Annotated in this window: 16 protein-coding genes; 7 read left to right on the top strand and 9 right to left on the bottom strand. The window is 37.1% G+C overall.

Features of this window, described 5'->3' with window-relative positions; all coding sequences use genetic code 11:
* The first annotated feature begins 56 nt into the window (after positions 1-56).
* From ispH to CLOAM_RS09055, 3 genes are all read left to right on the top strand, one after another.
* Positions 57-1664, top strand: coding sequence for a 4-hydroxy-3-methylbut-2-enyl diphosphate reductase (gene ispH / locus CLOAM_RS05760; RefSeq protein WP_015424939.1), 1608 nt, complete (start codon positions 57-59; stop codon positions 1662-1664).
* The gene (locus tag CLOAM_RS05755) at positions 1658-4456 is read left to right on the top strand and encodes a 30S ribosomal protein S1 (protein ID WP_015424938.1); all 2799 of its coding nucleotides are present in this window, start codon (positions 1658-1660) and stop codon (positions 4454-4456) included. The genes ispH and CLOAM_RS05755 overlap by 7 nt, the downstream gene beginning before the upstream one ends.
* A gap of 86 nt (positions 4457-4542) precedes the next feature.
* Positions 4543-7929 (top strand): C25 family cysteine peptidase, encoded by a 3387-nt coding sequence (locus CLOAM_RS09055; protein WP_015424937.1) that lies wholly within the window; start codon positions 4543-4545, stop codon positions 7927-7929.
* 60 nt (positions 7930-7989) lie between these two features.
* On the opposite strand, the gene wecB is transcribed toward CLOAM_RS09055, so the two are convergent.
* The 7 genes from wecB to CLOAM_RS05715 all read right to left on the bottom strand — a co-directional run bounded on the left by wecB (position 7990) and on the right by CLOAM_RS05715 (position 16296).
* Positions 7990-9042, bottom strand: coding sequence for a non-hydrolyzing UDP-N-acetylglucosamine 2-epimerase (gene wecB, locus CLOAM_RS05745; RefSeq protein WP_015424936.1), 1053 nt, complete (start codon positions 9040-9042; stop codon positions 7990-7992).
* Between the two features lie 291 nt (positions 9043-9333).
* Positions 9334-9750 (bottom strand): secondary thiamine-phosphate synthase enzyme YjbQ, encoded by a 417-nt coding sequence (locus CLOAM_RS05740; RefSeq protein ID WP_044278991.1) that lies wholly within the window; start codon positions 9748-9750, stop codon positions 9334-9336.
* Entirely contained in the window at positions 9747-10451 is a 705-nt protein-coding gene (locus CLOAM_RS05735; protein WP_015424934.1) for an HAD family hydrolase, read from the bottom strand. Before CLOAM_RS05735 ends, CLOAM_RS05740 begins: the two co-directional genes overlap by 4 nt.
* A 28-nt stretch (positions 10452-10479) precedes the next feature.
* Complete coding sequence (locus CLOAM_RS05730; RefSeq protein ID WP_071818975.1) at positions 10480-11316, bottom strand: mechanosensitive ion channel family protein; 837 nt, start codon at positions 11314-11316, stop codon at positions 10480-10482.
* Between the two features lie 257 nt (positions 11317-11573).
* Positions 11574-12173, bottom strand: coding sequence for a LemA family protein (locus CLOAM_RS05725; RefSeq protein WP_015424932.1), 600 nt, complete (start codon positions 12171-12173; stop codon positions 11574-11576).
* 1100 nt (positions 12174-13273) lie between these two features.
* Positions 13274-14611, bottom strand: coding sequence for an NADP-specific glutamate dehydrogenase (gene gdhA, locus CLOAM_RS05720; RefSeq protein WP_044278990.1), 1338 nt, complete (start codon positions 14609-14611; stop codon positions 13274-13276).
* Positions 14612-15075: 464 nt separating this feature from the next.
* The gene (locus CLOAM_RS05715) at positions 15076-16296 is read right to left on the bottom strand and encodes a 6-phosphofructokinase (RefSeq protein ID WP_015424930.1); all 1221 of its coding nucleotides are present in this window, start codon (positions 16294-16296) and stop codon (positions 15076-15078) included.
* A 143-nt stretch (positions 16297-16439) separates the two neighbouring features.
* Here CLOAM_RS05715 and dnaX point away from each other — a divergent pair, with 143 nt between their 5' ends.
* Both dnaX and CLOAM_RS05705 read left to right on the top strand, forming a co-directional pair.
* A complete protein-coding gene (gene dnaX, locus CLOAM_RS05710) occupies positions 16440-18041 on the top strand; it encodes a DNA polymerase III subunit gamma/tau (protein WP_015424929.1) in 1602 nt (533 codons plus the stop codon).
* Positions 18041-19144 carry a glycosyltransferase family 2 protein gene (locus CLOAM_RS05705; RefSeq protein ID WP_015424928.1) on the top strand — a complete coding sequence of 368 codons (1104 nt, stop codon included), beginning with the start codon at positions 18041-18043 and terminating at the stop codon, positions 19142-19144. Before dnaX ends, CLOAM_RS05705 begins: the two co-directional genes overlap by 1 nt.
* On the opposite strand, the gene CLOAM_RS05700 is transcribed toward CLOAM_RS05705, so the two are convergent.
* Both CLOAM_RS05700 and CLOAM_RS05695 read right to left on the bottom strand, forming a co-directional pair.
* Positions 19145-19393, bottom strand: coding sequence for a hypothetical protein (locus CLOAM_RS05700; protein ID WP_015424927.1), 249 nt, complete (start codon positions 19391-19393; stop codon positions 19145-19147).
* A 12-nt stretch (positions 19394-19405) separates the two neighbouring features.
* Positions 19406-21115, bottom strand: a complete 1710-nt coding sequence (locus tag CLOAM_RS05695; protein WP_044278987.1) for a glutamine--tRNA ligase/YqeY domain fusion protein — start codon at positions 21113-21115, stop codon at positions 19406-19408.
* A gap of 628 nt (positions 21116-21743) precedes the next feature.
* Here CLOAM_RS05695 and CLOAM_RS05690 point away from each other — a divergent pair.
* Together CLOAM_RS05690 and CLOAM_RS09050 are read left to right on the top strand one after the other, a co-directional pair.
* Positions 21744-22571 (top strand): T9SS type A sorting domain-containing protein, encoded by an 828-nt coding sequence (locus CLOAM_RS05690; RefSeq protein ID WP_018197903.1) that lies wholly within the window; start codon positions 21744-21746, stop codon positions 22569-22571.
* 11 nt (positions 22572-22582) lie between these two features.
* Positions 22583-23551, top strand: coding sequence for a formylglycine-generating enzyme family protein (locus tag CLOAM_RS09050; RefSeq protein ID WP_015424924.1), 969 nt, complete (start codon positions 22583-22585; stop codon positions 23549-23551).
* Positions 23552-23879: the final 328 nt, after the last annotated feature.

The raw sequence follows: 23879 nt of genomic DNA, 5'->3' as shown, positions 1-23879 counted from the left end.
AAAAAGGGTTGACGGTATTGCAGGAAATTAAAAAAAGGCGCTAAAGGAGAAAAGTATTGCCAAAGCGAAAGATTATTGTTGCCATTGACGGTCCTGCTGCTTCCGGGAAAAGCACAACAGCCAAAGAATTGGCTAAAAAATTGGGATATGTATATCTTGATACAGGAGCTATGTATCGTGCTTGTGCATTACAGGCAATGCGGGGAGGAATTTCTCTAAATGATATTTCATCCATAGTGCTGATGCTGGAAAAAATAGATATCCAAATATCCTATACTGAAGAGGGAAATATTATTTGGTTAAATGGGGAAGATGTAAGCCAACAAATTCGCACTCCGGAAATATCAAGTTCCGCTTCGGCTATTTCTGCAATTCCTGCAGTCCGCTATAAAATGGTTGAATTGCAACGCAAACTTGGGAAAAATGGGGGTGTTGTTTTGGAAGGTAGAGATATTGGAACTTATGTATTTCCCGAAGCTGAAGCAAAATTTTTTATGGTGGCTGATTTGGAAGTGAGGGCAAAACGCCGATTTAAAGAGCTGGCAGAAAAAGGTATAAAAACCAATTATATAGATGTCCTAAAGGAATTAAAAGAACGTGATGAAGCAGATGCCAACAGGTCTCTTGCACCTTTAAAACCTGCAGAAGATGCTATTTTAATAGATACAAGCAACTTAACTATTGAAGAACAAGTGCATAAGCTTTACGAAATAACCTGCAGAATAATAGAAAAAATAGATAACAACAATTCGGATAAAGAACTTGGGGAAAGAAAAATCAAGATTCGTTTGGCAAATTATTTGGGTTATTGTTTTGGTGTAAAACGAGCAATTCAAATGGCGAAAGATGCAAAAGTAACTGAAAAACCTGTTTATACTTTAGGAGAGCTTATTCATAATCCCGCTATTGTTCAAGAACTTGAAGAACAGGGCATTCATATTGTCAATAAAGCGGAAGAGGTAAAAAACAGCACGGTTATTATTCGTTCACATGGAATCACGAAAGAAGAATATAAAATACTAAAAGAAAATAATAACGAAATCATAGATGCTACTTGTCCTTATGTAAAAAGAACACACACTATCCTGAAGCATCTTGTTAAGGAAAATTATCCCGTATTAATTCTGGGTGATAAACAACATCAGGAAGTGATAGGAATACGTTCTTATGGAAATGAAAAGACATTTGTAATCGGAGAAGACGATCCCATACCGAAAATTAAAGAAAAGCGTTTGGCTATAATGGCACAAACTACCCAAAGGATAGAAAAGCTTCAGGAATTGGTATATAAATTGCTCTCTAACTTTAATGAACTGAGAGTGTTTAATACTATCTGTTTAGCAACAACACAAAGGCAAAAAGCGGCAGAGGAACTTGCCCAAGAAAGTGATGCAATGTTCGTAATCGGCGGTCTGAAAAGTTCCAATACATGTGCTTTAGCGAAGTTGAGTTCAGTTTATTGTCCGACTTATCATATAGAAGATGAAAAACAGTTAGCATCTATTGATATTTCTCCATATAAATGTATTGGTATCACTGCCGGAGCTTCCACGCCAGAAGAGATGATTATAAAAGTTTATAATGTATTATTACAAAAAAGCGGGGATTTTAAGACCGTAACAAGTATTGAAGAAATCCCTATGTTTAAGGAGGAATCATGTTAATACATGATCAAAACACAGTCCCACCCGAAAGCAAAGAAACGGAAAATACCAATCCTGAAGTAGAAACCGTTTTAAGCGTCGGGGAAGACGAAATGTCAAAATTTACAGTTGAGGAAGAAATCAAAGAAGAAGAAACCAAAGAAGAAGAACCCTCAATTGCCATTCCCGAAGAAATGTTAAGTGAAAATCCCGAAACAGCTGTTTCGGAAGAGGCAAAACCTGAAGAACCTGCCCCTTCTCCTGAACCTGAACAGGAAAAAAAGGAGCTTACTCAGGAAGAAAAAGAGCATCAAGAAATGCTTTCTATGTATGAAGAATCTTTCTCCAGTTTTAAGAAAGGTGAAATTATAGAAGGCACGGTTGTGGATATTACCGATAAAGATGTCCGTGTGGATATTGGTTTTAAGTCCGAAGGTATAATACCAATTTCCGAATTTGCCTATACCGGAATTCCGGAACTCAATTCCGTAATTAAAGTGTATATTAATGAAATTGAGAACGGAGAAGGTAAGTTGCTACTTTCTAAAAAGAAAGCCGATTATATGATCAATATTGAACGCATCAAACAGGCATTTGCCGATAAAAGTTCATTAAGCGGAATAATCCGTCGGCGCGTTAAAGGTGGAATGATTGTTGATGTTTTAGGAATAGAGGCATTTTTGCCTGGTTCGCAGATGTCCTTAAAACCGATTCCCAATCTTGATCAGTTTATCGGTAAAGAGCTATATTTCAAAGTGGTGAATATTGATGAAGAACACCACAATATAATTCTTTCCCGGCGTCAGGTTTTAGAAGAAGAAGCAGAACAAAAAAGACAGGAATTGCTCAGAAAAATTCAGATAGATGCGGAACTGGATGGAGAAGTGAAAAATATAACTCAATACGGTGCCTTTATTGATTTAGGCGGAATTGACGGTTTATTGCATCTTACAGATATGAGCTGGGGTAAACTGAATCATCCATCAGAAATGCTCCAAATTGGCGATAAAGTAAAAGTGAAAGTGATAAATTTTGATCCTGAAACAAATAGAATTTCCTTAGGGATGAAACAACTGGTTCCCCATCCCTGGGAAAACATAGAAATTAAATATCCCGAAGGTAGTAGAGTAACCGGCAAGGTTGTAAACTTAAAACCCTTTGGTGCTTTTGTTGAACTTGAACCAGGCGTTGAAGGTCTGGTACATATTTCAGAAATGAGCTGGACAAAAAAGATTACCGATGCTCATAAATTCTTAAAAATTGGCGAAACAATCAATGCTATAGTGCTGGATATTGATAAAGAAAACAAACGAATTTCCTTGGGTATGAAACAAATGGAACCCAACCCCTGGCTTACTATTGAAGACCGCTATCCTATTGGAACAATTCTAACTCGTAAAATTAAGAGTTTAACTGCTTTTGGTGCTTTTGTGGAAATTGAAGAAGGTATTGACGGTTTAATTCATATTTCTGATATCAGCTGGACTAAAAGAATTTACCATCCTCGCGAAGTATATAAGAAAAATCAGGAAGTTGAAGCAGTTGTTCTTTCCATAGATAGAGCTCAACATCGTGTTGCATTAGGTGTAAAACAACTGGTTCCTGATCCCTGGGAAACATTAGATCAAAGCTTACCTATCAATACTGAAGTAAAGGGAAAAATAGGCAAACTTATTCCTAAAGGTGTATTAGTTGATATTCCTGTAAATAATGATGTTGTAGAAGGTTTTGTTCCTGTTTCACATCTGGCAATTCCCAAGCTGGAACATAGCGAAGATGCTTTTTATATCGGAGAAGAAATTCCCTTAAAGGTTATTGAACTGGATATGGAAAATCGGCGTTTAATTCTCTCCGTTAAGGCATTCTTCTTCTCTCGCGATCCTAAACTCCAGGAAGAATATATAGCCCTTCATGAACAGTATATGCGGGAAAAAGTTGCTCGTCAACAAAAGAAAAAACAGGAAAAAGAAACTCGCGAAAAGAAATTCGCTCAGAAAAAGGAACAAGAAGAAACAACCAAACCCGAAGAAAAAGAAATTACTCCCCCAAAGACGGAACTAATAAAAGAAGAAATACAAGAAACTATAGGGTTAAAAGAGGAAAAAATAACTGAACCGGAACAGACAATAACAGAAGAAATTCAGAGCAAAATAGAAGAACAGGAAGAAACAAAAGAAACGGAAAAGGAAGAGGAAATTATTCCTGAAATAAAAGAAACTGAAACCATAGAAATCCCAATTACGGAAGAACATGAACCTGTAGAAATGCCTGGAGAGGAAGAACCGGAACCTATAGAAATACCTGTAATAGAGGAACCGGAACCTATAGAAATACCTGTAATAGAGGAACCGGAACCAATAACAACTGAAGAAATTCCTGTGGAAATTGAAGCTGAAGAAGAAAAGATAGAAACAGAAGAAATTTCTGTGGAAATTGAAGCGGAAGAAGAAAAAGCGGCAGAAGAAATTCCTGTGGAAATTGAAGCTGAAGAAAAGATAGAAACCGAAGAAATTTCTGTGGAAATTGAAGCGGAAGAAGAAAAAGCGGCAGAAGAAATTCCTGTGGAAATTGAAGCTGAAGAAAAGATAGAAACAGAAGAAATTCCTGTGGAACCTGCAATTCCTGAGCCCGAACATATAGAACCGGAAGAAATAACTATTATAAAAGAAACTTCTGAAGAGGAAAGAGAAGCGGAAAAAACTGAAAAAGAAAGAGAAGAATCCGAGACAATAGTGATACCTGTTACAGACGAAACAGAAGAAAAGAAATCTGAACCTTTAGCAACACAAGAGGAAACCCAAAAAGAAGATTAAATAAAATTATAACAGCTCATCAAAGTTTAACATTCCTGGGAAGGAAAATAGTATTTACGGATGAGTAAAGGACCTTTTATGAAAAAATGGCAATATTACCAGCTATATTTCTGCTCCTGTCTTTTAGCTTAAGTGCAGAATTGATTGCTGAGGGTAATAGTAAAAATTCCGTATCCCTGCTTATTGATAATGAAAACGAGACCATCCTGGAATACCGAATAAGTGCATTTGAAAAAAATATGGTCACTATTGAAGGTGAGGAATGGTATCAAATTCGTCTGCCTAAAGAAGGAATAACTCAAGATAAGGGCTATCCCGAATTGCCTGTTTTTAACCGCAGTATTATTATTCCGGATCAGGCATTGATGGCGATTGAGGTCTTTGATCTTGAATTTAAGGACTATCCCATCAAGGTGGCTCCTTCCAAAGGGGTTATTACGCGTGATATAAATCCGGCTACAATTCCTTACACTTTTGGCAATGTCTATCAGGAAAACTCTTTCTATCCTCAAAAAATGGTTGCTTTATCAGAGCCCTATATTTTAAGGGATTTCCGTGGGATAACCGTTTTAACTACTCCTTTTGCCTATAATCCAGTTACGGGAACTTTAAGAGTTTATACTTCTTATAAAGTGAAAGTTTATAACCAAGGAAATGATACCGTAAACTCTTTCAACCGCTCCCGGACTTCTGTTTCCCGTAGTTTTTGCCCTCTTTATGAAAACCATTTTTTGAACTGGAATTCCTATCGTTATACCCCTGTAGATGATTCCTACGGTAAATTACTGGTAATCTGTCATTCAAGTTTTTTAACTCAGATAGCTCCCTATATTAATTGGAAAAGGCAGAAAGGGATAGATACGGAGTTAGTGGAATTCAGCACAATCGGAACTACTGCCAATCAACTTAAGGCCTATATTCAAAATCGCTATAATGCAGATAATTCTATTACCTTTGTGCAACTGGTTGGTGATGCACCTCAAATTCCAACTCTTTCTTATAGCGGAGGAGGAAGTGATCCGAGTTTTTCTTTAGTTGCCGGTAGTGATAATTATCCTGATATTTTTATCGGCAGGTTTTCAGCTCAAACTACAGCAGAAGTAACGGCGCAAGTGAATAAAACAATCCAATACGAAAGGGACTTGAATACTTCGGCTACCTGGTTATCCAAAGCAATGGGAATTGCTTCTGCTGAAGGAACTAGTGGCGAAGGTGATAATGGTGAAAGTGATATAACCCATATGAATTTGATTCGGACTAAACTGCTAAATTATGGCTACACCAGTGTGGATCAAATTTATGATCCGGGTGCCTCAGCTTCCACGGTTACTACTAATGTAAACGCCGGGCGGGGTTTTATCAATTATGTGGGTCATGGTTCCAATACTTCCTGGGGAACAACTGGTTTTAGCAATACTAATGCTTCAGCTCTTACTAATGGCAATAAAGTTCCCTTTATTATGGATGTTGCCTGTGTGAACGGTAATTTTGTTTCTTATACTTGTTTTGCTGAAGCCTGGATGAGAAATGCCAATGGGGGAGCAGTTGGCATTTATGCCAGTTCTATAAATCAATCCTGGGCTTCTCCTATGCGAGCTCAAGATGAAGTTACAGACCTCTTAACTGGAGAAGTGCATACAACCCTGGGTGGTTTGTATTATAACGGTTCCTGCAAAATGATGGATGTTTATGGGTCTGATGGTGTAAATATGTTTAAAACCTGGCATATTTTCGGAGATGCATCCCTTCAGGTCCGTTCAAAGACCCCTCTGGCAATGACAGTTAGCCACCCTGCATCCGTAACTTCAGGAACAAATAATATTATTATCTCTTCAGGGGTAGCAAATGCTCTTGTGGCAATAACCTATAATAATACTATTTACGGCAAAGCGGTTACCAATAGTAGTGGTTCGGCAATTGTTAATATCAGCAATCCTCCATCAGGAGAAATTACTTATACAGTAACGGTTACTGCTTTTAATAGAGTAACTTACACTGGTTCATTACAACAGGTTAATGTTCCTCCGGACCAACCTCGTTTTGTAGCAGAATGGGAACCTGCTCAAGGTTCAATAATTCGTTATCCTTTTGGTTTGCCCTATTCTCTGATAGCTGATTTATCTAATAATTGTCTTTTGTATGTGGTCGTATCCAGTTCACTTCAGGCAACTTGTAATTCAGCCCTTGTTTCCAATGGTGTTAATATGGCTAATGTGCGTTATATTGTTACGGATAATGATACCTATTGGATAAGAGATTATGGTCCTTGGACTATTATGAATAGGGAGAATAATCTCCAATTGATTGATTTTACCTATAATCGTCCTCGTCCTTATGATGATGCCGTTCCTCTTGCAATAGCTAATTTCCTGGGAGTAGATTTATATAAGATGAATATTACTCATACAGGCGGTAATATTATGACCGATGGACAGGGAAAAGCAATGAGTACAGACCTGGTGTTAACGGAAAATACTTCCCTCAGTCAAAATGATATAAATACTATGTTTAACAACTATCTTGGAGTTACTGATTATCAATTGTATCCCGATCCCAATAATACATATATAAACCATATTGACTGCTGGGCAAAGCTTCTGGGTGTAGATAAAGTTATTATTCGCAGTGTGCCAACAAACCATTCGCAATATAGTGCTATTGAAGCAGTAGTAACTCAATGGGAAACAAAACTTTCCAGCTATGGCACTCCCTATAAAATTTATAGGGTCTATACTCCCAATGATGAACCCTATACCAATTCCTTTATTTTGAATAAGCATATTTATGTGCCTTTAATGGGGACCGCGAATGATGCTTCTGCTATTCTTGCATATCAAAATGCAATGCCAGGTTATATTGTTACTGGATATTTATACAGCAATTTTGAGTCCACAGATGCCATTCACTGCAGGGTTAACACTATTTTTGATGATAAAATGATTTCTCTTAAGCATATTCCTCCAGTTCTTTCTTCCGTTTCACAGTCCCTTACCTTGAGTGCCAATATTACTCATACTAATGCACTAAATCCAAGTGCAACATACATTTCCTGGAAAATCGGGAAAAATGGAATCTGGCAAAGTAGTAACTTGACTTTACAAAGTGATGGAAATTGGGTAACTAATCTTACGGCTCCGGTTATTGGTGATACTCTTTTCTATTGTTTTTCGGTAACGGATGTAACAAATCGTAATGTTACTTTACCTCTTTGTGCGGAATACGATCCTTTTATGTTAATCGGAACTTATGTGCCTGCAATTAGCCAACCACAAGTGCAATTGCAAGTTCAGGATACTAATGTTAGAATATCCTGGAATGCAATTCCTTATGCCAATAATTATGTTATCTATTCTGCAAATTCACCGGATGAAGTTTTCCTGCCTGTGGGTTCTACTTCTGCAACTTTTTGGGAAACACCTTTAAACACGGAGAAAAAGTTTTTTAAAGTAGTAGCCCAAAGAGTTGTAAGATAAAAAAAGTTTTTTCAGAATTTTCTTTACTGAATGTTTGGAATAAAACAGCGATGGCAATTGCTATTTATTTTCCAGCAGCTGCATTATTTTTTCCGCTACATTTTCACCGAAGAGAGCAGGATGAGTTTCCGGTGGCTTAAAATTATTTACAACGAAAGGAAAATCCCGAGAAAAAACGGGTAACAGAAGATTCCATCCGCTTTGGACTGTTTCTACCCATTCTGTTTCAGGACGAAGAGTAACACAGGGCTTTTGTAAAATATATGCTTCTTTTTGAATTCCTCCTGAATCGGTAAAAATCATCCGAGAATGTTTCATCAGAAGCAGAAAATCCAGATATGCTTGAGGTTCTATCAAACGGATATTACTAAAACGGATGTTTTTTATATTATTAAGAATATTAAGCGTGCGGGGATGAACCGGAAAAATTATTAGTTGTTGTAAGGCATCCAATCCTTCAAGAATATGATATAAATTATCAGGATCATCTACATTATAAGGTCTGTGCAATGTCAGAAGACAGTAGTTTTTATCCTCCAATTGCAAAGTAGATAAGACATTTGCTTCTTTTTCCGCTTTTTTTATTCCGAAAGAAAGTGAATCAACCATTATATCCCCAACCAGGAATGTTTTTTCCAGCAAGCCTTCTTTGCTTGCATTGTGCATAGCTGTTTCTGTGGGAGCTAATAAAATATCGCTTATATGATCAGCTACAATCCTGTTTATCTCTTCCGGCATACTTTTATTATAACTTCGTAATCCGGCTTCTATATGAGCTGTTTTAATTCCCAGTTTGGCAGAGGTTAAAGCTCCTGCAAGAGTAGTATTGGTATCGCCATAAACAATTGCCAGGTCCGGTTTTTCTTTTATTAAAACGGGCTCCAAAGCATTTAATATACCTGCGGTTTGTGTGCTTTGGCTGCCGGAACCAACATTAAGATTATAATCAGGAGCAGGAATTTCCAAATCCCTGAAAAAGACCTCATTCATTTGAATATCGTAATGCTGTCCACTGTGAATAATTACTTCCTGATGGTGTTTTCTAACTTCCCGGGAAAGAGGAGCCAATTTTATAAATTGAGGTCTGGCTCCTACAATTTGCACTATTTTCATATATAAATCCTTATCTATGTATAACTAATATAGCTTTGAACTTGAATATGGTATAATCAATATAGATTCCTGTTTCCTCTAAAATAACAGGTTATCTGTATATCTTAATCTTCTTCTTGCCTTAATAATTCAAAGATTTTTACTGTCAAGCAGGAATACAAATATAAAAAAGCAGTTAAAAAAAACATATCAAAAATGATGAAGCCCGTAAGTTACTTTTGGGCTTCCTCTAATTATCTGTAATCCTTGTGTTAATTGTATCTTATAAACGTTTAATCGGCTATAAGTTTTTTATTCTCCGATTATTTTTACCAAAACCCTTTTATCGCGCATACCGTCAAATTCGCCGTAGAATATTTGTTCCCAGGTTCCGAAATCCAATTCTCCGTTGGTTATGGCAATCACAACTTCTCTGCCCATAATTTGTCTTTTCAAATGAGCATCGGCATTATCTTCAAAACCGTTATGACGATATTGGGAGTAGGGTTTTTCTGGAGCTAATTTTTCCAGCCAGGTTTCAAAATCACTATGGAGACCTTTTTCGTCATCATTGATAAAAACGGAAGAAGTAATGTGCATAGAATTTACTAAACACAAGCCATCTTTTATTCCGCTTTCGTGTAAGACATTTCTCACCAGAGGAGTTATGTTTATAAAATCCCTGCGTTTATCGGTTCTGAAATGCAGTTCCTGGCGATAACTTTTCATGGACAAAGGGGTTGAGAATCCAAATAAGTGGACATCTCTGTAGGGCTGTCAAAAATCAAATCGGCTCCAGCATCTTGGAGGTCTTTTTTGTTTCCATAACCCCATGCAGCGCCTATAGCAATCATTCCAGCATTTTTAGCGGTCTGAATATCTACAACACTATCTCCAACAAGAGCAACATTTTGCGGTTTTACAATTAAGTGTTGGACAAGTTCCAGAGCTACGGTGGGATCAGGTTTTTTGGGTTTATTGGGTTCTTCACCGCTATAAACGCCAAAAGGATTTTTAGTATGGCGAATCATTGCTCCCCGGAAGAAATGACGAATCATTTTCTTCGTAAAATAATGTGGCTTGTTGGAAAGAATTGCCAGTTTCATTTTACGGGCTACAGCTAATTGAATGAGGTACAATACACCGGGGAAAATATTGGTATGCAGATACCATTCAATATCGTAATGATCCCAGAATTTTTTAGCAAGAGCTTCAATATTTTCCGGGGTTCTTTTATCTTCCGGTAAAACTTTTCTTGCCAATTCCATGTGTCCATCACCAATAAAGGTTTTATATGCCTCTACCGGATGTTCAGGGTAGCCAAGTTCTTTTAAGGCAGCATTCATCGCCCCTGCGATATCAACAACGCTGTCAATTAAAGTGCCATCAAGATCAAAGATGATGGCTTTGATTTGAGGTTTTGTAGCCATTCTTCACTTCCTTTCTCTTTATTTTATTTTATGATATGGGTTCATTTTTTAGTTCCTCAGCATTGGCAATCAATATGTGAGGGAAGGGAATTGTGATATTTTCCTGTTTAAATTTCTCCTTGATGCCAATCATCAAAGAGGTCTTCAAATTTTGAATATCTTCTTTTTTTGTCCAGACGCCAAAAAGAATCTGGATTCCCGAGTCACCAAATTTGTCTATGGAAAACAAAGGAGCCGGGTCTTTTAATGCCCAAGGATTGCTTTCTGCAAGTCCTAAAAGAACTTCCTGAACTTTATGCAGATCATCATCATAGCTAACAGAAAGATTTATATCAACACGGCGCACAGGATAGCGGGTAATATTGATAACTTCCGTCTTAATCATTGTTTCATTAGGAACTCGCACATAGCGGTTATCAGGTGTTTTCAGCTTGATAGATAAAAGGTCTATGGATTCAATTGTTCCGATATTGGAACTTACCTGAACCACATCTCCTACTTTAAATGGCTTTTCCGATATTAAAAATATACCACTAATAATGTTGGAAAAGCTGGTCTGAGAAGCAAAACCGATAGCTACACCAAAAATGCCTGCAGCTCCTAAAATGGCAGAAAGCCGAAATCCAAATTCATTCAGTAAGGTAATAAGCAGAATTAAAATTGCTACATAATAAACGGAGCGGACAACTAACTGTTCACTTTGAGGGGAAAGGCGGTTTTTAACTATCTTCTTAGTTAGGGAACGAATCAATCTTACCAAAGGAATTCCCACCAACAGAATAAGAATAACCCGAATTATCAAACTTATCCTTTCTGGAGTAATGAAATCCCCTGTAAGCTTTTCTACATTAATAGCCAGTAGCACTTTTTTTCCTCACTCTAATAATTTTGGCATCCTAAAACAAGATAATCATTTTGGAGATTTATCCAAATATTATTTTACTTTGAAACACTTATCTTCTGTTAACTTTTTGTGGTTCAAGTTTTCTAAAATAGAGCAAACAGCCAATAACTACCATCTTTAATTAAATAACCACCTAATCTCTATACTTGTAACAATTCAGAACTAATATACGGTTTAATATTATGACAAACAAATTATATTCCGTAACTTATTGTTATTTAATCAAATTGAACTTTAGGGGCTTTCTGTGCACTTTCTTCTGCCTGGAAGAATTGGAAGGGCTTAACCTTAATAATACTGGCAATAATATTATTCGGGAAAGTTACTATCAGCTGATTGAACTTTTTAGCTGCATCATTATAACGCATTCTTTCAGTTCTGATTCTGTTTTCAATACCTTCCAGCTGGCTTTGAAAAGCCAGAAAATTCTGGTTGGCTTTCAATTCAGGATAACGTTCCACTACAACCATTAAACGGGAAAGGGCATCACTTAATCCTGCCTGGCTTTGTTGAAATGCCTGAAATGCCTGGGGATTGGTTAATGCTTCAGGAGGAAGATTTAAACTTCCACCGGCTTTTGCACGAGCTTCAGTTACTTGAGTTAAAGTTGATTTTTCGAAATTTGCAGCTCCTTGAACTATTTCCACTAAATTTGGAACAAGGTCATATCTGGTTTGATAAACATTTTGCACCTGAGCCCAAGCACTTTCTACATTCACCTTTTCTTTTTGAATGTTATTATAACGTCCGATAAACCAACCGGCACAAATTATAATCACGAGGATAATTGCGAGTAATACAATCAGTCCTTTCTTCATTTTATCTCCAAAATTTATTTTAGATCCTTTTTTAATATATGGTTTATTTTGTCCAGTGTTTTTTTTGATTTTCCCTTAGAACTTTCCCTAAAATAATATATATTTAAACTAAAACAATACAGTTAAGAAAAAATGGTTTGGCAACTTCCTATTTGCCAAAGAGTTTGAAGAACTCTGAAAAATAAAGGTCTTTGTGTTGTGACGGATTGGAAGTTGCTAACCCCATTCCAATATCTGCCTTATAATCTTTTCTAAAGCATTATTTGGGTTTAATTTGCTATCTGCTACAAAGATAATAAATTCCACCTCAATTATGACCTGCCAAATTATATTTCTATGAAGGAAAAAACAGGTAAAAAAGCGAATGCCTAATTTACTGATTCTTAATTGGTTCCTGAACGATTCCCTAACACTACCCTAACACTACAGTAACACTTCTCTAACACTTCTCTAATAAATGTTACGGGGTCTTTACTGAAATTTTAGAGAATTATTAAACCCAAATAAGGCAATTGAAGAGAAATGGGTTAGCAAATTTGTTCTTTACTAAAGAGTTCACAGAGCTCTAAAAAATAAATGCGTTCTGTTTATTATAAATTAAAACTCAGCAACTAAAATATAAAATTTGTCTTTTCTTTTCCTTGTTAAAATCCCTCTATAATATCTGTCTTCACTACGAAACCCTTTCTTTTTCGTCGCTATATTTTATTGCCGGGTTAAAATCCGTCGTTATCTAACTGCCATACCTACGGAATTTTTAATACTTTATATGGTTAACGAACAGGGAAATAATATTAACCATTAGTTCTATTGCATTATTTGGTTTTATTTGAGAGCTAATCATCTCTTTTTTTGTTTCGGGTTCAAAGCTCATCATTATTTTCCTGCCATTCCTAAGGAATTTTTCTGCCATTTATGATTAATGAATATGGATATAGTATTATAGGTTTTTCAGCAAAAATTATCCTTTTGTTTCACCTCTCCACTTTTCCACCATTTCACTTCACTTGTTCACCAGTTAACTTGTTAATCTGTTCACTAAAAAAGCCCGTTACGCAAGAATTGTAACGGGCTTTATGTTTATCAGAGAGATTAAGGGTTTACACAATTCCCTGGTCACACATTGCATTGGCAACTTTCAAAAAGCCAGCAATATTAGCACCTTTCACATAATTAATATAGCCATCGGGTTCTTTGCCACTATCAACGCATGCCTGATGAATGTTTTTCATAATTCCGTGGAGTTTTTCATCTACTTCTTCTCTGCTCCAATTCATACGGATGGAGTTTTGCGTCATTTCCAATCCGCTGGTGGCTACTCCACCTGCATTTGCCGCTTTTCCTGGAGCATAAAGAATTTTCGCTTTTTGAAAAATTTCCACTGCTTCAGGTGTACAAGGCATATTGGCAGCTTCGGTTACACAAAATACACCGTTATTAATAAGTGCCCTGGCATCATCTCCATTGAGCTCATTTTGCGTAGCACAAGGAATAGCAACATCAACTTTCACTTCCCAGGGACGCTTTCCCGGGAAAAATTTGGCATTAGGATACTTATCGGCATAATCCTTTACGCGATCATTATTGGAAGCACGTAGTTCAACCATATAATTAATCTTTTCACCACTTATGCCTTCCTCGTCTAAAACATAACCATCAGGACCAGAAATAGTTACAACTTTGCCACCTAAGTGATTCACTTTTTGAACTGCACCCCAGGCAACATTTCCAAATCCGGAAATGGCAACTCTTTTACCCTTAATGGTTTCACCTTTGGTTTTCAGCATTTCTTCGGTGAAATAGACAACTCCAAAACCTGTGGCTTCAGGACGAACTAAACTTCCTCCCCAAGTTAAACCTTTACCTGTAAAAACTCCGGTAAATTCATTCATCAGCTTTTTATACATTCCAAACATATAGCCAATTTCACGAGCTCCAACACCTATGTCACCAGCCGGAACATCCGTGTTGGGACCAATATGACGAAATAGTTCTGTCATAAAGGACTGGCAAAAACGCATAATTTCGCCATCACTTTTTCCTCTGGCATCAAAATCACTGCCACCTTTGCCTCCACCCATAGGAAGAGTCGTTAAGCTGTTTTTGAAGGTTTGTTCAAAGCCCAAAAACTTCAAAATGGATAAATTTACACTGGGATGAAAACGCAATCCACCTTTATAAGGTCCGATTGCACTGTTAAATTGAACACGATAGCCACGATTTACTTGAACTTCGCCTTTGTCGTCAACCCAAGGAACACGGAAAATGATTACGCGTTCGGGCTCTACAATACGCTCCAGGATATTGGCTTTTACGAAACGGGGATTATTAATATAAACATCCCAGATTGTTTCTACTACTTCTTTAACTGCCTGTAAGAATTCAGGTTCACCCGGATTCTTGGCTTCCACTTTTGCCATAAACTCATTGATGGTCATTGGTTCCTCCATATATATTTTTGTTTTTATTACATTAAAATATTTCTTTCATTTTATGTCAAGTACGAAAAGAGGAATTGGTGAGGTAGTGAAATGACGAGATGGTGAAAAAGTGGAAAGGTGAAATGGTGAAAGAGTGAAAAGGTGGAAAGGTGGAAAGGTGAAACATTTAAGTCAGGAGTCGTCACTGCCTGCAAAAATTATAACTTCCTACAAATTCATTTGGCAGTGAGGACGCGTGACGATTAAGTGGAAAGGTGAAAAAGTGAAACACGGAATAGAATTTGTAAAAAAGGATGCGGAGCTTCAGCGAACTCCGGCTACACATTTCAAAGTTTGCAACGAAAATTTTCTCCTTGTTTCACCTTTTCACTCTTTCACTCTTTCACCTTTTCACTCTTTCCACCTTTCCACCTTTTTGCGGAGGAACAGTGTCCTCCGACTACAAACATTAAATTCTAAAGCTATTTCTCGGTGAGAATTTTTGCTACTTTGGGAGCTCTTAAACGATGAGCTACAGGAAAACCTGAACCCAAAAGAGGTCTTACATAATACTTGAATTCATCGGTAATTCCATTTCCTTCAGCATTAATATATTCATCGGGCATAGTTCTTGTTTTTCCGGCAATATCGCTTAAATTTTCCAGCTGGTAATTTACGGAATAAAATCCCGTTCTTTGAATAGAAATTGAGCCATCCAAATTATACCAGATAGCATAATGAGCTGCTCTTTCTCCAACTTCGCGTGCTTCCCTTTGATCAACATCACTTACACAGCCGATAAAAGAACGCTGTAAATAACCAAAAGTATCACTACGCACTCTTTTAATTTTCAGTTTAGTGCGAACAAGTTCACTAAGTAAATCACCCAAAACTCCGGTTCCGGAAAGCTGAACATTGCCATGAGCATCTTTTTCCTGATTTCCTGAAAGTTTTGTAACAATGGGCACTCCATTTTCATCAACAATACCTTCGGAAACGGCTACTACACATCTACCGTAAAGATCATAAATGCGTTTTACATCATCTAAGAAATTTTCCCGGTGAAAAGGATGTTCAGGTAAATATACAAGATGAGGTCCGTCATCAGGATATTTTTGTGCCATAACTGAAGAGGCAGTTAAAAAACCGGCATTCCGACCCATAACCACTCCAATATAAACCCCGGGTAAAGCACGATTATCTAAATTGACTCCTGTAAAGGCAGAAGCTACAAATCTTGCTGCAGAGCCAAAACCGGGTGTATGATCATTCAAAACCAAATCGTTATCAATGGTTTTAGGAATATGAATAGCCCGAAATTCATAATCCGCTTTGGTTGCCTGTTCATTTACAATGCGAACTGTATCGGCAGAATCGTTGCCTCCAATATAGAAAAAATATCTGACATCGTGTGCTTTAAGCACTTTAAAAATTTCCATACAATACTTTTCGTCCGGTTTATCCCGCGTAGAAAGTAAAGCTGAAGATGGTGTATTAGCCACCTGTTCCAAATTGTGAGTTGTCTCCTGGGTTAAATCTACAAATTCCTCATTCACAATTCCCTGAACTCCATATAGGGCTCCATAAACACGTGTAACTTGGGGAAATTTTCTTGCTTCCAGGGTTACTCCTACTAAGGACTGATTGATTACAGCAGTAGGACCTCCGCCTTGTGCTATAACAACTTTTCCTTCCAGTTTCATTTTAAATCCTCCATTCTGATTAAACTTCTGAAAACACTTAAAACAAAGTGCTGATAATCTGTCCAGCAGAAAATACTTGCTTAAAACAGTGTCTGTAGAAATATGGTAATATAAATGTATTGTATTATATTTCGTGAGGATAAATGAGTTACATTGTCTTAGCCAGAAAATACCGTCCCCAGAACTTTAAAGAAGTTTACGCTCAGGAGCATATAACGGAAATCCTGCAAAGTGCCATTGCTACAAATAGAATAGCTCACGCTTATTTATTTACAGGACCCCGGGGTGTAGGAAAAACCTCTTTGGCAAGAATTTTAGCAAAGAGTTTGAATTGTGTAAACGGACCGACCACTACACCTTGTAATGCCTGTTCCAATTGTTTGGAAATTACGGCAGGAACTTCTCCTGATGTAATTGAAATTGATGGTGCTTCCAATACCAGTGTAGATGATATTCGTGAATTGCAACGCGAGCTTTTATATCCTGCCAGCAGTTCCAATTATAAAATATACATCATTGACGAAGTGCATATGCTCTCTAAAAATGCTTTCAATGCATTACTTAAGACCCTGGAAGAACCGCCGGATAATGTTATCTTCATTTTTGCCACAACAGAACCCCAAAAGGTTTTGCCAACTATTATTTCTCGTTGTCAGCGTTATGATTTTAAACGTATTCCAATTGCTTCCATAGTTCAGAGGTTGCAGGAAATAAGCGTTCTGGAAGGGATAAAAATTGATTCCGAATCCCTTTATTTAATAGCTCGTAAGGCAGATGGAGGAATGCGCGATGCCCTATCGTTGATGGATCAGGCAATTTCATATTGTTTGAATAATATTACTATTGACAAAGTCCGTCAAATATTTGGTATGATTCCCAATCAGGTCTATCAGAAATTTCTAACTCTGATTTACAATAAAGATACCCAGGGTCTTATTAACGAATTGCATTTGATTTTTGAACAGGGAATTGACCTCCAAGAATTTATAGCCAATATGCAAGAATTTGTGAGGATCCTTATATTGCGTAAACTGCAAGTTCAAATTAAGGATATCAATCCCGATGAACTTTCTTTGTTTGATGAATTAGCTGAATTATTCGGGCAGAACAAATTGCTGTATATTCTTTCCTATCTTATTGCCTGTAGAAATGATTTAAGGGGAAGTAGCAATCCCTACCTTATTTTAGAAGCTCTGATGATTAAACTTTGCAAGCTTGATGAAATGGAAGATATTGCCTCTTTAATTGGCAAGATTAATATAAATGCCTTTGCCCAACCTGTATCTATGGCTTCTCCAACAACCGCTAAGACAATTCAAAGCAGTTATGTAGCCAGTTCGGCAGAAGTTCCTTTACGCGAAGAAACAATTGTGGCTAAAATGGAATTTAACCAGGAAAATCTGGAACAGCTTTGGCAGAGAATTATTACCCGCGCTAAAAAAATCAGTCAAATGTGTGCTCTTGCTTTAGATGCAACTACAGACAGAAAAGTGGAAGGGCGAAAACTTTGTTTAACAGTAGAAAGCAATACTAATTTCCGCTGTTTGAAAAGCAATCAGGAAAAGCTGGAAGAATCTATTTCCGAACTCTTTGAGAAACCGATTTCTATCTCTTTGCAATTGCAGGAAACGGAACCCCCTACCAAAGTTAATATTCAACACAAAACACTGGAAGATATAAAACAGGAAAATCCGGAGCTGGCAAAATTTATAGACCTTACAGATTCCGTGCTGGTTAAAAGCTAATGAAGAAATGCTTTCCTCTATTTACAATATTGTATTCTACTTTTCTAATTTGGCTAAAACGAGGCGTAGATAAGATAATTGCTGAAGAAAAAAAGAAATCAGTTCCCGATATTTTTCAAAGTATTTCCATCATAATTGCAGCCAGAAATGAAATAAAGAATCTGCCAAATTTACTAAACTCCCTTGCCTGTTTGGATTATCCCCGGGACAAATATGAAATAATTATTGTAAATGACCATAGCAACGATGGCAGTAAAGAATATTTGGCTACTCAGAAAAATATTCCTAATCTGAAAATTATTAATTTCTATAGTGAGACCCCACCCTTAACAGGAAAAAAAGCTGCTTTACAAAAAGGCATAGAAAACTCCCGCTTTGAAATTCTTGCTTTCACTGATGCTGATTGTATTGTGCCCGTTTCCTGGTTACAAGAAATAAACCGGTCTTTTACTAAAGAAACAGATTACCTGCTTTCCTATTCAGTTATAAAAAGAAAACCCGATGACAGCATCATTCGTCTGAAAAATTTTGAACGCAGTGTTAATTATGCTTTAGCTGCAGCGGGCTTATATTACAAAATTCCTTTTACCAGCAGTGCCTGTAATATGGTTTACAGGAAAAAGACCTTTCTGGAAAGTAGTGGTTTTGAAGGAATAGGACATTTAAGATCAGGTGATGACGATTTACTTTTAATCAAAATGATGCCTAAGATCAGAAAAGCAGCGTACAATCCCAATACAGCAATGCAGGTTACCTCAATTGATGGCACAAATAGAAAAAAGCATCATCAAACAAATATCCGCAGAGCTTCCAAATTCAAATATTATCCCTGGTGGCTGAAAGGTCTTTGTGCCTTTATTTTTATCTATTTTTGTCTGTTTTATATTGCTCTGTGGCAAGCTATACATAAGAAAAGCGGTAAAGCAATTAAACTTTCTTTACTGCTTAAAACAGCAGCCGAATTTGCTTTTTCCTATAGCCATTTAAGGCAAATTGGAAGAAGCAAACTCGCTTTTTTGTATCCTCTTCAGATATTTGTATTTCCCCTTCACTTCATTTTCTATGGCTTGCGGGGAACTTTAGGAAAATATACCTGGAAATAGTTACATTTCAATTAACCTAACTTGCACATATTCCAAAGCATTAAGTTCTGAAATCATATTCTCCAGAATATTTTGTTCTCCTTGCACTTCCAGGACTAATAAACCATCATTGGCGCAGAATTCATTAGAGACCTCATGCAAACCTAAACGGACGCGAATATTGCATCCATACTTGGTTAAAATTCCCTGAACTTTTGTAGCTTCAGTGCTACGTTGATCAATTTTTACAAGCACAATCTTGTAAACCATAATATCCTCCCCTTATATTTTCTTACTGAGCTTTGCCCAGCTGTCTTTTAAGTCCACAATACGGTTAAAAATCAATGCCCCTGGCTTACTGTTATAATCAACATTGAAATAACCAATTCGCAGAAACTGATAATGTTCTCCAATCTTTGCTTCTTGCAAATTTTCTTCTGCCAAACAGTTTTGTTTAACTATCAGCGAATTTGGATTCAAGTAATCCTGATAGGTCTTTCCTTCTTCCATATTACTCATATCCGCTAAAGTGAAAAGGCGATCATATAAACGCAATTCTACAGGAATAGCACTCTCAGCACAAACCCAATGTAAAGTTCCTTTCACTTTGCGTCCATCTTCTGTCCATCCCCCGCGTGATTTTTCATCGTAAGTGCAAAGCAATTCTATAATTTCGCCCTTCTCATTTTTGATTACTTCATTACAAGTGATATAATAAGCGTATTTTAAGCGAACTTCTTTGCCCAAGGAAAGACGAAACCAACCCTTTACCGGATTTTCACTGAAATCATCTTTTTCTATATAAAGATGGCGGGAGAACTTTATTTTCCTCTTTCCCGCAGAAGGGTCTTCCGGATTGTTTTCTGCAGCAAAATCCTCTATTTTGCCTTCCGGGTAATTAGTAATAGTTAATTTTAGGGGATTTACAACAACCATTCTGCGCTCCGCTCTTTTATTCAAATCTTCGCGCACACAAAACATCAGCAATTCGTCATTAACCAGAGAATTAGCTTTGGAGACACCAATCCGCTCGGAAAAATCTCTAATGGCTTCCGGAGTAAAACCTCTTCTGCGCATTCCTGCAATTGTAGGCATCCTGGGATCGTCCCAACCGCTGACTAAATGGTTATTTACCAATTCCAGTAAAAGCCGTTTACTCATTATTGTATAAGCAAGATTCAAACGGGCAAATTCTATTTGTTGCGGATGACAGGGAACCGGTAACTGGTCTAAAAACCAATCATATAGAGGCCTATGGTCTTCAAATTCCAGAGTGCAGATAGAATGGGTTATACCTTCCAGGGCATCAGAAACACAATGGGTATAATCATACATAGGATAAATTTGCCAGTCATTACCGGTTCTGTGATGATGGGTTTTTTTAATTCTGTAAATAACCGGATCACGCATATTCAAATTTGGGGAAGCCATATCTATTTTGGCTCGTAAAGTTCTGCTGCCTTCGGGAAATTCACCTGCCTTCATTCTTCTGAATAAATCCAGGTTTTCTTCTATACTGCGATTTCTATAGGGACTATCTTTCCCCGGAACCGTTAAAGTGCCTCTGTATTCTTTCAGTTCTTCCCAAGAGAGATCACAAACAAATGCCTTGCCGGCTTTGATTAAGTATTCCGCAAATTCATACAGTTTATCAAAATAGTCCGATGCATAATATAAATGTTCACCCCAGTCAAAACCTAACCAATGCACATCTTCCATAATGGAATTAACATATTCCACATCCTCTTTCACCGGATTGCTGTCATCAAAACGTAAGTGACAACGCCCCCTATAGTCGTTTGCCAAACCGAAATTCAAACAGATGGATTTGGCATGGCCAATATGTAAATAACCATTGGGCTCGGGAGGAAAACGCGTTACAATACTTTTATGTTTTCCGCTTGCTAAATCCCTTTCTATTATAGAGCGGATAAAATTGGAAGTTACTGCCTTTTCTTCTTTATTTTCAGTGATATTTTCCTTTGTATCCATATTCAATCCTTTCTTTATAATCATTTTGTCATATTATGATAGTATGCTTTTCTGTCAAGTGCAATGAAGATTATCCTCTCACAGATTCCACAGATTAAATAAGAACACGGATAAAAAATAAGAGCACGCAGATAACGCAGATTTCGCAGATACAATAGGTCTGGGATGAACAGGATTATCAGGATTTAAGGGATAAAAGATTTTAGTTCATCCAGATTTTATTTTTTACACCGAGAACACAGAAGACACTGAGTACACCGAGAACACCGAGAAAAATAAGAGCACGCAGATAACGCAGATAACGCAGATTTTTACTTATAATTATTCTTATATAATATAAAATCCAGCTGATCCAGTTATCTGTGTTCTATTTTTTCTCTTTTTCCGCTTTTCTCTTTGGTAGAAAAAATATTTTTTAGGGTATTGTGGAAATTTATCAACATTAGTAACTTCTTGAATAAATATGAGATATACAACTATTTGTTATAATTTCGGGGGGGGGGGGCGAGGTCAATAATAAAAATAATATATTAGCACTTGACAAAGAATAGGGATTGATTATTTTTTGCATTGATACTTAGATGAAGTATAAAAAAAGAATGTAAAAAAACCTTTAAAGGAGATGGCTATGAAAAAAGAAAGTATCTTCCTTATAATCTTGCTTATTAGCGGAAGTATCTTTGCTCTTACCGGCTATGGTGAATCAAGTGTAGTTTCAATTACTGGAATACCCTGTCAGCATTTATCCGGTTTAGGCGAATCAAGTGTAGTTTCAATTACTGGGATACCCTGTCAACATCTTAGTGGAAGCGGGGAATCAAATGAATTTGCGATTACAGATGAGACACTTCCGGTAGAGCTATCCAGTTTTATAGCTGAGCAAAGTGGAGGGAGTAGTGTCCGTTTAATGTGGGCTACTCAATCCGAGACCAATTTATATGGTTATCGTATTTATAGGTCAACCAATGAAGAATTGTCTCAAGCTCAGATGTTAAATATCTTGATTAATGCTACCAATACCTCTCAAATGCAGGTCTATGTTTATGTAGATGCAGAAATCTATAGTCCCGGTATTTACTATTACTGGCTGGAAATGATTGATATTAATAGTGTTTCTCAGTTTAAGGGACCCATTAGCGTCAATGTTATTATACCGGAAGGAAATGATGAAATTCCTCTGATAACAGGGATTGACAGTATTTATCCTAATCCTTTTAATCCTGGCACCTGGCTAAGTTATTCTCTTGCCGAAGAAAGTAAGGCGATACTGGAAATATTTAATCTGAAAGGTCAGATTGTGTGGAATAAAGTAATCCCTAACCAATCAGCAGGTCGTTACAAATACTTTTGGGACGGGAAAAATCAAAATGGCATTACTTGCACCAGTGGACTTTACTTTTTCCGCTTAACAACTAACAAAACAAACTATATCGCCAAAATGATACTAATGAAATAAGGAGAACAAAAATGAAACAAATTCTGATTACTATTTTAGCCGTATTTTTCTGGGGAATACTTTTTTCCGCGGCTCCAACTGTTAGTAATGTATCCGTAACAACTCATACAGGATATGTTACTATTTCTTATGATCTTTCTGCTGATGAAAACTGCCAAGTGATTATGTTGGTTTCCAATAATGGTGGCTTAAGCTACACATTTTCACCAACTCATACCTCAGGTGCTATTGGTAATAGTGTTAGTGCAGGAACAGGAAAACAGATAACCTGGTATCCAGTACAAGATGGAATGAGTACCGGCACTAATTACAAGATTAAATTAATTGCCCGCGATAATCCCTCTCCAAGCACTCAACCGGTAGGGTTTATTACAGTAACAGGAGGAACCTTTAATAACGGCACTTCAGATGTAACCATTAGCACATTTTATCTTGATAAAAATGAAATTACTCAAGGTGAATATCAAGCAGTAATGGGAACAAATCCCTCTAATTTTACCGGTGATCTTAGTAGGCCTGTGGAGAGAGTAACTTGGTTCAATGCCATTGAATATTGTAACCGGAGAAGTATGCAGGAAAATCTTACTCCCTGTTACAGTTATCAAAATTATGGCACCAATCCCAGTAACTGGCCCTCCGGCTGGAATACAAATAGTGAAAATCATACTAATGTCAGTTGTAACTGGACTGCTAATGGCTATCGTTTACCAACTGAAATGGAATGGATGTTTGCTGCCCGGGGTGGAAACTCAACTCATAATTATACCTATAGCGGGAGTAATACTGTAGGAGATGTTGCCTGGTATACCGGCAATTCCGGTAGCACTACTCATCCTGTAGGGGGTAAACAAGCTAATGAGTTACAAATTTTTGATATGAGTGGAAATGTTTGGGAATGTTGTTGGGATATTTATGGAAGTTATCCTTCAGGACCTCAAACCAATCCAACCGGATCAACAAGCGGGGCCGGCCGTGTGTGACGTGGCGGCAGCTGGTACTACAATGCCAGCAATTGCACTGTTTCGGTTCGCAACTACGATAGTGCTACTTACAGCAGTAACGACTTTGGCTTCCGTGTTTGTAGGGTTTCCCTTGATTGATTTTTGCTTTTTTACCTTTTTGCCTTTTGCCAAGTAAGAACCAAAATGAAAGAATTAAGAAGAGAAGAATTGATAGGGGGTGCAGGGGGATATATCCCCCTGCTGAAATTTTTTTTTCAAATGAAAACATATCCTGATAACATAGAAAAGTTAATAATAAGATGCTTATTTATATCATTTTAAGATTGAAAAGCACTTTATCATTCAT

It is taken from the genome of Candidatus Cloacimonas acidaminovorans str. Evry (genome assembly GCF_000146065.2).
Lineage (GTDB): Bacteria > Cloacimonadota > Cloacimonadia > Cloacimonadales > Cloacimonadaceae > Cloacimonas > Cloacimonas acidaminivorans.
The sequence above is the reverse complement of the archived record's forward strand: the minus strand, read 5'-3'. Positions and strand labels throughout refer to the sequence as shown.

What these genes read in the sequence shown, in the direction of transcription:
- CLOAM_RS05755 (WP_015424938.1), top strand. Translation starts at nt 1,658, where the DNA reads ATGTTAATACATGATCAAAACACAGTCCCACCCGAAAGCAAAGAAACG.
- CLOAM_RS09055 (WP_015424937.1), top strand. Translation starts at nt 4,543, where the DNA reads ATGGCAATATTACCAGCTATATTTCTGCTCCTGTCTTTTAGCTTAAGT.
- wecB (WP_015424936.1), bottom strand. Translation starts at nt 9,042, where the DNA reads ATGAAAATAGTGCAAATTGTAGGAGCCAGACCTCAATTTATAAAATTG.
- CLOAM_RS05740 (WP_044278991.1), bottom strand. Translation starts at nt 9,750, where the DNA reads ATGAAAAGTTATCGCCAGGAACTGCATTTCAGAACCGATAAACGCAGG.
- CLOAM_RS05735 (WP_015424934.1), bottom strand. Translation starts at nt 10,451, where the DNA reads ATGGCTACAAAACCTCAAATCAAAGCCATCATCTTTGATCTTGATGGC.
- CLOAM_RS05725 (WP_015424932.1), bottom strand. Translation starts at nt 12,173, where the DNA reads ATGAAGAAAGGACTGATTGTATTACTCGCAATTATCCTCGTGATTATA.
- gdhA (WP_044278990.1), bottom strand. Translation starts at nt 14,611, where the DNA reads ATGACCATCAATGAGTTTATGGCAAAAGTGGAAGCCAAGAATCCGGGT.
- CLOAM_RS05715 (WP_015424930.1), bottom strand. Translation starts at nt 16,296, where the DNA reads ATGAAACTGGAAGGAAAAGTTGTTATAGCACAAGGCGGAGGTCCTACT.
- dnaX (WP_015424929.1), top strand. Translation starts at nt 16,440, where the DNA reads ATGAGTTACATTGTCTTAGCCAGAAAATACCGTCCCCAGAACTTTAAA.
- CLOAM_RS05705 (WP_015424928.1), top strand. Translation starts at nt 18,041, where the DNA reads ATGAAGAAATGCTTTCCTCTATTTACAATATTGTATTCTACTTTTCTA.
- CLOAM_RS05700 (WP_015424927.1), bottom strand. Translation starts at nt 19,393, where the DNA reads ATGGTTTACAAGATTGTGCTTGTAAAAATTGATCAACGTAGCACTGAA.
- CLOAM_RS05695 (WP_044278987.1), bottom strand. Translation starts at nt 21,115, where the DNA reads ATGGATACAAAGGAAAATATCACTGAAAATAAAGAAGAAAAGGCAGTA.
- CLOAM_RS05690 (WP_018197903.1), top strand. Translation starts at nt 21,744, where the DNA reads ATGAAAAAAGAAAGTATCTTCCTTATAATCTTGCTTATTAGCGGAAGT.
- CLOAM_RS09050 (WP_015424924.1), top strand. Translation starts at nt 22,583, where the DNA reads ATGAAACAAATTCTGATTACTATTTTAGCCGTATTTTTCTGGGGAATA.